5 protein-coding genes are annotated in these 11927 nt (G+C 69.5%); 3 read left to right on the top strand and 2 right to left on the bottom strand.

Going from position 1 to position 11927, the window contains the following annotated elements; genetic code table 11:
* Positions 1 to 120 precede the first annotated feature (120 nt).
* Entirely contained in the window at positions 121 to 1041 is a 921-nt protein-coding gene (locus BLS81_RS14365; protein WP_256326250.1) for a LysR family transcriptional regulator, read from the top strand.
* 45 nt (positions 1042 to 1086) lie between these two features.
* Here BLS81_RS14365 and BLS81_RS14360 read toward each other — a convergent pair whose 3' ends face one another.
* The gene (locus BLS81_RS14360) at positions 1087 to 2112 is read right to left on the bottom strand and encodes a hypothetical protein (RefSeq protein ID WP_256326249.1); all 1026 of its coding nucleotides are present in this window, start codon (positions 2110 to 2112) and stop codon (positions 1087 to 1089) included.
* Positions 2109 to 3509 carry a glycosyl transferase family protein gene (locus BLS81_RS14355; protein ID WP_093224881.1) on the bottom strand — a complete coding sequence of 467 codons (1401 nt, stop codon included), beginning with the start codon at positions 3507 to 3509 and terminating at the stop codon, positions 2109 to 2111. The genes BLS81_RS14360 and BLS81_RS14355 overlap by 4 nt, the downstream gene beginning before the upstream one ends.
* Positions 3510 to 3652: 143 nt before the next feature.
* Here BLS81_RS14355 and BLS81_RS14350 point away from each other — a divergent pair, with 143 nt between their 5' ends.
* Together BLS81_RS14350 and pbpC are read left to right on the top strand one after the other, a co-directional pair.
* A complete protein-coding gene (locus BLS81_RS14350) occupies positions 3653 to 9451 on the top strand; it encodes an alpha-2-macroglobulin family protein (RefSeq protein WP_176787187.1) in 5799 nt (1932 codons plus the stop codon).
* A gap of 228 nt (positions 9452 to 9679) precedes the next feature.
* On the top strand, positions 9680 to 11803 hold the full coding sequence (gene pbpC, locus BLS81_RS14345; protein WP_371128286.1) for a penicillin-binding protein 1C: 2124 nt from the start codon (positions 9680 to 9682) through the stop codon (positions 11801 to 11803).
* The last annotated feature ends 124 nt before the right edge of the window (positions 11804 to 11927 follow it).

Raw genomic sequence — 11927 nt, 5'->3', positions numbered from 1 at the left:
ATGCTGGACTGGTGCGGCGGAGCGACCCGTGCGCGTGTCATGGTGAGCTATCGCCGTCAGATATTGTGCGATGCGGCGAACTGCGCCTCGCAAACATCGCTGTCCAATATTGTTTACGGCATGATTGATATGGTAGCCCTATCAATCATGGAGCTGCGCCACCTCCGCTATTTCGTCCAGGTCGCCGACGATCTGCACTTCGCGCGCGCCGCCGCGCATCTCGGCATCTCGCAACCGCCGCTCAGCCAGCAGATCCGCGCGCTGGAGGACGAGTTGCAGGTGCGACTGCTCGAACGCACCAGCCGCCGTGTCGCACTCACCCCGGCGGGGCGGCTGTTCCTCGATGCCGCGCGCGCGACGCTGCGCGAGGCGGACAACGCCATCTCGGTCGCGCGCCGAGCGGCGCGTGGCGAACTCGGCGAACTTGCGATCGGCTTCAGCGCCTCGGCGCCGTTCGTGCCCGAGATCGCGCACGCCATCTCCAATTTCCGTGATCGCTATCCGCAGATATCTCTGGTGCTGCGCGAGATCGCCGGCTCGGACCATCTCGAACAGATCGAGGATCATCTGCTCGACATCGGTTTTCGGCGGGGGCGCGCGATCCCCGACCTGCCCGATACGGTGATCGCCGAACCGTTCCTCAGCGAACGGCTCTATGTCGCCTGCCCGCCCGGCCACCGGCTCGCGCGGCAAGCCGGCGTACGCGTCGCCGATCTCGTCGACGAACCGATCGTGCTCTATGCGAACGAGCGCAGCACCTTCACCAGCCACCTGCTCGATCTGCTCCGCGAAGGCGGCGTCGAGCCGCGCATCGCCCAGATCGTCACCGACGTGACCTCGCTGTTCGGTTTGGCCGCGGCGGGGATCGGCGTGATGGTGATGGTCGAATCGCTCTGCACCCTCCAGTCGCCGATGCTAACCTACCGGCTGATCGAGGACGACGCTGCGACGATCATGCTCTGGCTGGTCCGCCACCGCGATCCGACGCTGCCGTGCCGCAACTTTCTCGCACTGCTGGATTCGCCCGGCCGGAACCCGTGATTCGCGGGTCGCCCACCCGGACTCGTCGGTCGCCTGCCAAACGCCTCAGAAATCCGCGCCCAGCGTCAGCGCCACGCCGGAGCCAGGCCGCGCCGCGCCGGCGACGCGTTCGCGCCAGTCGAGCGAGAGGCGCGCGGCGCGTCCGGCGATCGGCACGGTCGCGGTGATCGAGGGGCCGACGTCCAACCGCTCGGCGCCGCGTTGCGCGCCGCCCCACAGGCCCGCGCCGAGGTCGATCGGGATTGGGCCGAGCGCGCCGATCGGGTGCGACAGGTGCGCCGCGCCATCGACGAAGCCTTCGGTGCGCTCGCGGTGGATTGCGCCCGCCTGCGCGTAGCTTTCGAGGCGGAACCCGCCGCCGACCGGCAGCGGCCCGAAGCCGCCGACCAGTTCGACCGCGGGGCCGCCCTTGCCATCGGCGATCGCGATGCGCTGCTCCGCGACGATCCGCACCGGCAGCCGCGTCGGCTGCCATTCGACGCCGAGCGCCGCCTCGCGCAGCCCCGATCCGAGCGGGCTGGTGACACGCGCCATCGCCGCGAGACGGTGCTTGCGATCGAGCAGATAGGCCAGCCGCAACCCCGCCTGCGACCCGCCGAGCTGCCCGCCGAGCGGCGCGCTGGTGACGCCCCCGCCGCCGCGCGCGACCAGCCAGAAGCTGCCAGAGAGCCGCGACGCGCGGGCCGTGCCGACAGCAGCCGGGGCGGGACGCGGCAGGCCGGCGATCGGCGGCGCGACTGCTTGCGGACGCTCGGGCGCGTCAATCGCCCCGGCCGAGGGCAGAACGGGCTGGGCGATCCCACCGAGGCGGTTCGCGACCGCGCGCGTGCCATGCCACGGCCCCGCCACCCGGATCGGCGCGATCGGCACTACCGACGGGCCAGCGTCGGTGGCGACCGCCACGCCCGCCGTTCGCGCGCCTGCGATCGGCGCGCGCACCGTCGGCGCGGCGCGGCGCGCGGGGTCCGGGACCGCGTCCGCTTGCGGCCACAGCATCACCGCGCGTACCCCGATCCAACCCGCGACCAGCACGCCGATGAAGCGCAGCGGGCGCCCCCGCCCCGCGATCATGGTTCGATCGCCGCGTCGTCCGGGAAGACATGCGCGGTCTTGTCCCAGCGCACATGCGCGCCGCGCAACATCGCCGCGTAGCGCCAGAGCGCGCGGCGCACCGCGAGCAGCGCGATCAGATTGCCGACGAGCATGCGCGGCAGCGACCACAGCCCCTCGCGCCAGCCGTAATCGCGGGTCGTGAATGCCACGCGCGCGACGATCCGCCACAGCAGCATCGCGGCATTGGCCTGCAACAGCAGCGCGGTCGCGGTGCCCACGCGCGGCATCGGCGCGCCCGCGATCCAGTGCGCGACCTGCGAGGCGCCCCAGCCGAGCAGCGCGACATAGGCCACCGCCAGCACCAGCATCGCCAATGGCGCGCGGCGATCGCGCATCCGCATCCAATGTTCCGACCAGTGCCGCACCCGCCCCCAGCCGAGCCGATCCCAACCGGCGAGCGCGATACCGATCATCCAGCGCGTCTTCTGCCGCACCGCCGTCTCCAGCGTTGCGGGGAAATAGGCGCGTACCGCGACCAGCGGCGTGCCGGCGCCTTCGCGGACGCGCGCGAGCACGCCGGTGGCGCCACGCTGGCTCAGCAGCAGGCCGAGTTCGTAATCCTCGGTGAGACTGCCGCCGTCGAACGGATCGCCGCCGCGCATCGCCGCGACGGCGGCAAGAGCGTCGCACGCGACCGCGCAGCCGACGCCCGCGAGCGGTAACCCAGCGCCAACCGCCTGGCGCACCACTAGATTTTTGGTGTGCGCTTCCGAAAACTCATCGGCGTAGTGGCCCGAGACAAGCCGCGCGCGGCGGTCGATCAACGGCAACACCGGCAGTTGCACGACCGCATAGCGATCGAGCAGCGCGTCGTAGATCCGCAATTCATGGCGATCGACGACATCCTCGGCATCGTGCAGCACGATCGCCGCGGTGCGCGCGCTTTCCGCCGCATCGCGCCGCAACGCGTGCCAGAGCGTGTTGAGACAATCGGCCTTGGTCGTGGGTCCGGCGGCGTCGCCGATCACCAGCCGCACCCGCGAATCCTGTTCCGCGACCGCCGCGACCGCGTCGATCGTCGAGCGGTCATTCGGATAGGTGCCGACGTAGATGCGATAATCGGCCGCGCCGAACCGCGCGAGCGTGGTGCGCAGCATCTGGCCGATCACCGCCGCCTCGTCCCAGGCGGGCACGAACACCGCGAAGCGGCGTGGCAGGGCGCGCGGCGGATATTCGGCGAGCGTCCCGTCGCCGTCCCCCACGCTCGCCGGACTCAGCCGCCGCCGCGCCCACACCGCCAGGAAAACGAGATCGACCGCGAGATCGTCGATCCCGCCGATCAGGAAACCCACGCCCGCGAACAACATGGTTTCCCGCGCGGCCGCATCGAGCGCCGCAAGGACGATATCCCCCATCTCCAACGCCTCACCCCCCGAATCAGCGTTAACGATTCTTCAAGAGTGTTTCGCATTTGCAACGATCGAGCAAGCTACAATCAAGGCTTTACGCCCGCCGTGCCGCCGCCTAGCGTCGCCGCGCTCCTGGGGAGGAACGTTCGATGAAGGTCGTAGGCCGTATCGCGCTGCTGATGATGGCGCTCGCGCCAGTCGCCGCGCTTGGCGACGCCTCTCCGCAAGTCGTGATGGCGACGCCCGGCATCGGTGACGGCGCGATCGAGCGTTTCACCACCCGGTTCAGTCAGCCGATGGTCGCGCTCGGCGATCCGCGCGCGGCGTCGCCCTATGACGTGACCTGCGCTGTCGGCGGCACCGGCCGCTGGGTCGATACCCAGACCTATGTCTATGAATTCGCGAACGGCCTGCCCGGCGGCACGACCTGTTCGTTCACGATCCACGACAAGCTCAAGAGCGTGTCGGGCTATGAGGTGACGGGCCAGCGCGTGTTCAAGGTCGATGCCGGCGGTCCGGTCGCGCGCGCGGTGCTGCCCGCGCAATATGACGGCGAGATCGAGGAGGACCAGACCTTCCTCGTCGCCGCCAACCTGCCCGCTACCCCCGCCTCGATCGCCGCCAACGCCTATTGCGCGGTCGATGGCATTGGCGAGAAGATCCCGGTCGATGTGCTCCCCGCCGATCTGCCCGGCAAATTGCTCGGCGAGATGGGGACGAGCAACTGGAACGTCCGCAACTTCCTCGACAATGGCGGCTTGCCCGCCGCCGTGCCGGCGAGCGCGGCCGACCGCCAGAAGGCCTATGCCGGCGTCACCGCGCTCAAATGCCATCGCCCGCTGCCCCCGGGCCGCGATATGGCGCTGGTGTGGGGCGCGAACATCGCCAGCGCGGGCGGCAAGACCGCCGGCGCCGACCAGCGCTTCGATTACACGGTGCGGAAACCCTTCAGCGCGCGGTTCGAATGCAGCCGAGTCAACGCGCAGGCCGGCTGTTCGCCCGTCGAGAAGGCGTATGTCCGCTTCACCGCGCCGATCGCGATGTCGGCGGCGCAGGCGATCCGCATCACCACCGCCGACGGTAAGGCGATCGCGCCCAAGTTCGACAAGGACGACGCCAAGAAGGCGACGATCAGCGACATCACCTTCGATGCGCCGCTGCCGGCCGCGACCACGGCCAAGGTGACGCTCCCCGCCGGCCTCAAGGACGAGAGCGGCCGCGTGCTGTCCAATGCCGAGCGCTTCCCGCTCGACGTGAAGTTCGACGAGGCACCCCCGCTCATCAAATTCGCCGCGCCGTTCGGCATACTCGAAGCCAAGCAGGGCGGCGTGCTGCCCGTCACCGTGCGCAACGTCGAACCGGCGTTGCAGGGGCAGAGCCTGGCGATGCCCGGCCAGAGCCTGCGCGTGTCGGGATCGGACGGCGAGGTCGCGCAGTGGCTGCGCACCGTCGCCAAGGCGGGCGAAGAGAAGAGCCATGTCGTCAAGCGCGGCGGCAAGGACGTGCGAATCAATGACACCGGCGCGGCGGCGATCCTGAGCGCTGGCCAGGGCAGGGCGCTGTCGCTCGGCCTGCCCGGCAAGGGCAAGGATTTCGAGGTGTTCGGCATCCCGCTTGGGAAGCCCGGCTTCTACGTGGTCGAGCTGGCCAGCCCGGTGCTGGGGCAGGCGCTGCTCGGACGCAATGCGCCGCGTTATGTCGCGAGCGCGGCGCTTGTCACCAATCTGGCGGTGCATTTCAAATGGGGCCGCGAGCGCAGCCTCGCCTGGGTGACACAGCTCGATACCGGCAAGCCCGCCGCCAATGCCGAGGTGCGCGTGACCGATAGCTGCACCGGCGATCTGCTCGCCCGCGGCGTCACCGACAAGGCGGGCGGGCTATATGTGCCCAAGGGTCTGCCCGAGCCGGAAACCTATGCGAGTTGCGACGAGAGCAGTTCCGCCCACGCGCTGATGGTCTCGGCGCGGCTCGCCGACGATTTCAGCTTCACGCTGACCGATTGGGGCGAAGGCATCCGCCCCTATGACTTCGACCTGCCCTATGGCTATTCGGCGGCGGGCGACCTGCTCCATACCGTGTTCGATCGCGCGCTCGTCCGCCAGGGCGAGACGATCCACATGAAGCACATCCTGCGTCAGCAGATCGGTGCGGGCTTTGGCTTCGCGCCCGCCCTTTCGGGCACGCTCAAGCTGTCGCATCGCGGATCGGACACGGTGTTCGAACAGCCGGTGACGATCGACGCCAACGGTATCGGCGAATCGGAATGGACTGCGCCGCAGGGCGCGCCGATGGGTGATTACGACATCAGTATCGAAGCGGGCGGCAAGACGCTCTCGTCGGGCCAGTCGTTCAAGGTCGACGAATATAAATTGCCGACGATGCGCGCGACGGTCAGCGGGCCCAAGGACGCACAGGTGCGCCCCAAGACGCTGCCGCTCGATCTGTTCGTCGGCTACCTCTCGGGCGGCGGGGCGCCCAACCTGCCGGTCGATCTGCGCATCGGCTATTTCGGCCGCGCCGCCACGCCCGAGGGCTATGAGACATACACCTTCGGCGGCGCGGACGTGACCGAGGGCACCAAGCCGCTCGACGGCGACGGCGAGGAGGCCAAGACTCCGCTGCCGCCGACGCAGACGCTGCCCGCCAAGCTCGGCGGCGACGGCACCACCAAGACGAATGTCGATGTGCCGCAAAGCCTCGACGCCGCAACCGACATGCTCGTCGAGATGGATTATCAGGACGCCAATGGCGAGGTGCTGACCGCCTCCAAACGCATCCCGATCTTCCCGAGCGCGGTACAGCTCGGCATCAAGACGGACGGCTGGCTGATGAAGCAGGACTATCTGCGCCTGCGCTTCGTCGCGCTGACCACCGAGGGCAAGCCGCTCGCCAACCAGAAGGTGTCGGTCGCGCTCTATTCGCGCAAGATCCTCACCGCGCGGCGGCGGCTGATCGGCGGCTTCTACGCCTACGACAATCAGATGACGACGACCAAGCTGTCGGCGAATTGCACCGCGACCACTGACGCGCAGGGCCTCGCGAGTTGCAAGATCGACCCCGGCACCTCCGGCGAGGTCTATGCCGTCGCCACCACTGCCGACGCCAACGGCAATGTCGCGCGCGCGACCGCCTCGGTGTGGCTGGCGGGCGACGAGGATTGGTGGTTCGGCGGCGACAATGGCGACCGCATGGACGTGGTGCCCGAGAAGCTCAGCTACGCGGCGGGCGAGACCGGCCGCATCCAGGTGCGCATGCCGTTCCGAAGCGCGACCGCGCTCGTCACGGTCGAGCGTGAGGGCGTGTTATCGAGCTTCGTCACGCGGCTTTCGGGCAAAGACCCGGTCGTCGAGGTGCCGATGCCGGGGGCTTACGCGCCCGACGTGTTCATCTCGGTGATGGTGGTGCGCGGGCGTGTGGAGAGCGGCTTCTGGAGCTGGCTGCACGGCATCGCCCGCTCGCTTGGGCTGGAGAGCGGGCCGCCCGAGGGCCAGGAACCGACCGCTTTGGTCGATCTCGCCAAGCCTAGCTACCGGCTCGGCATCGCCAAGGTGAAGGTCGGCTGGGAGGCGCACACGCTCGCGGTCGCGGTCAAGGCCGATCGCCAACGCTATGCCGCGCGCGATGTCGCGCAGGTCGATGTGTCGGTGAAGACGCCCGACGGCAAGCCGGCGCGCGAGGCTGACGTCGCCTTCGCGGCGGTCGATGCCGCGTTGCTCCAGCTCGCGCCCAACGAGAGCTGGGACGTGCTGAGCGCGATGATGGGCGAGCGTCCGCTCGCGGTGCTCACCTCGACCGCGCAGACGCAGGTGGTCGGCAAGCGCCATTACGGCAAGAAAGCGGTCGAGGCAGGCGGTGGCGGCGGCGCCGATTCCTCCGGGCTCAACCGCGAGAATTTCCAGCCGGTGCTGCTGTGGAAGGGGCATGTCGCGCTCGACGCGAACGGCCATGCGCGGATCGCGGTGCCGATGTCGGATGCGCTCTCCGCGTTCAAGCTGGTCGCGATCGCCACGCAGGGCGCGCAGCTTTACGGCACCGGATCGGCGGAGGTGCGCACCGCGCAGGATCTGTCGATCTACGCGGCGATGCCGCCGCTGGTGCGGTCGGGCGATTATTACGCGGCCGGGTTCACGCTCCGGAACGGCTCGGACAAGCCGATGACCGTCACCGCGAGCGTCGATCTCACCCCACGCATCGCGCAGGGCAAGCCGCTGACGGTGCAGATCCCGGCGGGCGGCGCGGTGCCGATCGCCTGGAACCTGACGGCGCCCGCGAATGTCGCCAATCTGCGCTGGCATGTCACCGCGAAGACGGCGGACGGCAAGGCGGCGGACCAGTTGACCACCAATCAGGACGTGGTGCCCGCCTTCCCGGTCGAGGTATGGGCGGGGACGCTCGCGCATGTCGGCGAGAACACCACCATCCCGATCGCGCCGCCCGCCGGCGCGCTCGCCGGGCGTGGCACGGTCGATATCCGCCTCGACGATAGCCTCGCGCCGCCGCTCGCTGGCGTGCGCGCGTTCATGGCGGCCTATCCCTACACCTGTTTCGAACAGCGGCTATCGCGCGCGGTCGCGCTCGGCGATGCCGGTGCCTGGACGGCGCTGGCGAGCGACATTCCGACCTATCAGGCGCCCGACGGGCTGTTGCGCTACTGGCCGTCGGATACGCTGAGCGGCTCGGAGGCGCTCACCGCCTATGTGCTGTCGATGACCTCCGAAGCCGGTTTCCCGATCCCGGATGCCGCGCGCACGCGGATGATCGAAGGGCTGAAGGCGGTGCTCGACGGGCGGGTACGGCACGAGACCTATGGCGATCCGCGCCCGCAGAAGATCGCGGCGTTCGCGGCGCTCGCCCGCGCCGGCGCGGCGACCCCGGCGATGCTCGGCCAGATCGGGATGACCCCCAAGGAGATGCCGACCGCCAGCCTTGCCGACTATCTGATCGCGCTCGATCATGTGCCCGGCCTCGCCAACGCCGCCGCGCTCAAGGCGAATGCCGAGGCCGAACTGCGCACCCGGCTGGTCTATGAGGGCACGCGGCTCGACCTGTCCGACAAGGCCAACAGCCTGTGGTGGCTGATGTCGTCGACCGACGAAGCCTCGATCAAGGCGGTGATCGCCACGCTCGGCCGGCCCGGCTGGCAGGACGAGGCGGCGAAGATGATGGTCGGTGTCGCGCTGCGCCAGCTCCACGGCCATTGGGATACCACTACCGCCAACGCCTGGGGCACGATCGCCGCGCGGAAATTCGGCGCGCTCTATCCGGCGAGCGCGATCACCGGCGCGACGACAATGACGCTCGGCGCGAAGACGATCAGCAAGAGTTGGCCGATCGCCACCGACCAGCGGCTCGCCAGCTTCGCGCTGCCGGCTGCGCAGATGCCCTTGGTGCTGCGACAGGCGGGTGGCGCGGGGCCGTGGGCGAGCGTCTCGGTGTCGGCGGCGGTGCCGCTCAAGCAGCCCTTGTTCGCGGGCTACCGGATGGTGCGTTCGGTCGAGGTCGTGCAGCGCCGCACCCCCGGCAAACTGACGCGCGGCGACGTGCTCAAGATCACGATCGGCGTCGAGGCGAGCGCCGAACGCAACTGGGTCGTCATCAACGATCCGATTCCGGCGGGCGCGACGATCATCGGCGATCTCGGCGGGCAATCACAGATGCTCGCCGACAAGGGACAGGCGGGTGACGGCACCCGCTTCAACATCCGCGATGCCGACGGCAAGCTCTGGGATGTGCAGGCGGGCGTATCGGCGGCCTATGTCGAGCGGCGCAACGATAGCTGGCGGGCCTATTTCGATTGGGTGCCGCGCGGCAAGTTCGCCGCGTCGTACCTGATCCGCTTGAACGGCGCGGGCCGCTTCCAACTGCCGCCGAGCCGGGTCGAGGCGATGTATTCGCCCGCGATCCGCGCGCAGGTGCCACTCGCGCCGGTGGTGGTGGAGCAGCGGTGATGCCCGCCCGCCTCCCCCGTTCGTCCTGAGCGAAGTCGAAGGACGTGACACAGGCGCAAGCGTTTGAGGCGCGTGCTTCGACTTCGCTCAGCACGAACGGGTGGGGGTTAGGTGCCCTTACTTCGGCATGCGCATAAGCAACGGAAATGATGCGTGTTGAGCCGTAGCGCGATCTTACGGAGGTTCGCGGACCTCCGTTTCGCGGTAAGTCGGCGCGGTGACGCGCTGTTGAAAAGCCTGTGGACAAAGCCGGGCATAACCCTCGCCACGCTCGTTCTCGCGCTACTCGCCTTCGTCGCAATCGACTATGCCACCTTCCCACCGCCGCTCCCCGCCTACGCACAGGTACGCGGCGCGTGGCACCCGTCCGAAGCATGGCTCTACGATCGCAAGGGCACGCTGATCGATTCCGCCCGCGTCGACTTCAAAGCGCGCCGCTTGGCATGGACGCCCCTTTCCCGCGTCGCGCCGATCGCGCGCGACACGATCGTCGCCGCCGAGGACCAGCGCTTCCACGCGCACGGCGGCGTCGATTGGCTCGCCCTGCTCGGCATCGCGCGCGACAAGGCGCGCGGCGAACGTGGGCGCGGCGGATCGACGCTATCGATGCAGCTCGCCGGCTTCCTCGCGCCCGATCTCGCCGCGCCGGGCCGGCGGCATCTGTGGGACAAGCTGCGCCAAATGCGCGCCGCTTGGGCGATCGAGCGCGGCTGGAGCAAGGACCAGATCCTCGAAGCCTATCTCAACCTTGCCGGCTTCCGCGGCGAGGCGCAGGGGATCGGCGCGGCCGCGCTCGGGCTGTTCGGCAAGACCCCGGACGCGCTCGCCCGCGACGACGCGTTGCTGCTCTCGGCACTTCTGCCCGAGCCGCAGGCGACCGCAACCGTCATCGCCCGCCGCGCCTGCGCGATGAGCCGCGACGCCGATTGCGGCCGTTTCGAAGGCGAGGCGGCGGCGATGCTCGGCCCGGCGCGCAGCCTCGCGCTCGACCCGGGCCTCGCGCCGCATCTCTCCGACCGGCTGCTCACCAAGCCGGGGCTGCGCATCACCACCACGCTGGACAAGCGCGTGCAGATGATCGCGATCCAGGCGCTTCGCCGCCAGCTTCAGGGCCTCGGCGGCGCGCGCGCGCGCGACGGCGCGGTGGTGGTGCTCGACAATGCCAGCGGCGACGTGCTCGCCTATGTTGGCGGGATCGGCGGTGCCTCGACCGCGCCGTCGGTGGACGGTGCCAACGCCTATCGCCAGGCGGGGTCGACGCTCAAACCGTTCCTCTACGCCGAGGCGATCGAGAAGGGCTATCTCACCCCCGCCTCGATCCTCGACGATTCGCCGGTGCAACTCGACACCGCCTCGGGCCTCTACGTCCCACAGAATTACGATCGCGGCTTCAAGGGGCCGGTGTCGGCGCGCTCCGCGCTGGCGGGCTCGCTCAACGTGCCGGCGGTGCGGACTCTGCTGCTGGTCGGGGTCGATGCGTTCCGCGACCGGCTGTGGGACAGCGGCTATCGCGGGCTGGTCGAGGATGGCGACTATTACGGCTATTCGCTCGCGCTCGGCTCGGCGGAGGTGACGCTGATCGAACAGGCGAACGCCTATCGCAGCCTGGCGCAAGGCGGGCGCTGGGCGCCGGTACGGCTGACCCGCGACGATCCACGCGAGCCCCCGCGCGCGGTCACCACCCCGCAAGCCGCGTGGATCGTCGCCGACATGATCGCCGATCCCAATGCACGCGCCGCCACCTTCGGGCTCGATTCGGCGCTGCGGCTACCGTTCTGGGCGGCCGTGAAGACCGGCACCTCCAAGGCGATGCGCGACAATTGGTGCGTCGGCTTCACCCGCCGCTACACCGTCGCCGTGTGGGTCGGCAATCTGGAAGGCGATTCGATGCGCGCCGTCTCGGGCGTCAGCGGGGCCGCTCCCGTATGGCGCGACGTGATGGTGGCGTTGGACGACGGACAGGACCGTGGCCCGCCGCCGCGCCCAGCCGGGATCGAGCGCGCCAACGTCCGCTTCGCCGGCAATGTCGAACAGCCGCGCGCCGAATATTTCCTCGCCGGCACCGCGCAGCGCCTGATCGCGTTCGCCCCCGATGCGGCGCGGCGGCCGCGCATCACCAATCCGGTCTCAGGCAGCGTCTATGCGATCGATCCCGACATCCCGCCCGATCGCCAGCGGCTTGCGGTAACGGTCACGGGATCGGCGGCGACGCACCGGCTGCTGCTGGACCGGCGCGATCTCGGCCCGGCGACCGCGCAACCGCAAATATTGGCGCCGCCAGGGCAGCACCGGCTTCGGCTCGTCGATGTTGCGGGTCGTGTCGTCGATCAGGTGCTGTTTACGGTGCGCTGAGACGAAAAAGCCGTGAACCATTCCGGGTGGGCGGCGTTCAACACCACAGTCCCTTTCCCCCCTTTCGGGACTAGTGCCTAGTAGCTTTGACCCGGCACCGGCCGCGCACCTCCCCCACCCTGTG

The organism is Sphingomonas sp. NFR15, from assembly GCF_900103265.1.
In the GTDB taxonomy this organism is placed as follows: domain Bacteria; phylum Pseudomonadota; class Alphaproteobacteria; order Sphingomonadales; family Sphingomonadaceae; genus Sphingomonas; species Sphingomonas pollutisoli.
The sequence above is the reverse complement of the archived record's forward strand: the minus strand, read 5'-3'. Positions and strand labels throughout refer to the sequence as shown.

Coding starts and splice junctions, on each gene's coding strand:
- BLS81_RS14350 (WP_176787187.1), top strand. CDS start 3,653: ATGAAGGTCGTAGGCCGTATCGCGCTGCTGATGATGGCGCTCGCGCCA.
- BLS81_RS14360 (WP_256326249.1), bottom strand. CDS start 2,112: ATGATCGCGGGGCGGGGGCGCCCGCTGCGCTTCATCGGCGTGCTGGTC.
- BLS81_RS14355 (WP_093224881.1), bottom strand. CDS start 3,509: ATGGGGGATATCGTCCTTGCGGCGCTCGATGCGGCCGCGCGGGAAACC.
- BLS81_RS14365 (WP_256326250.1), top strand. CDS start 121: ATGATTGATATGGTAGCCCTATCAATCATGGAGCTGCGCCACCTCCGC.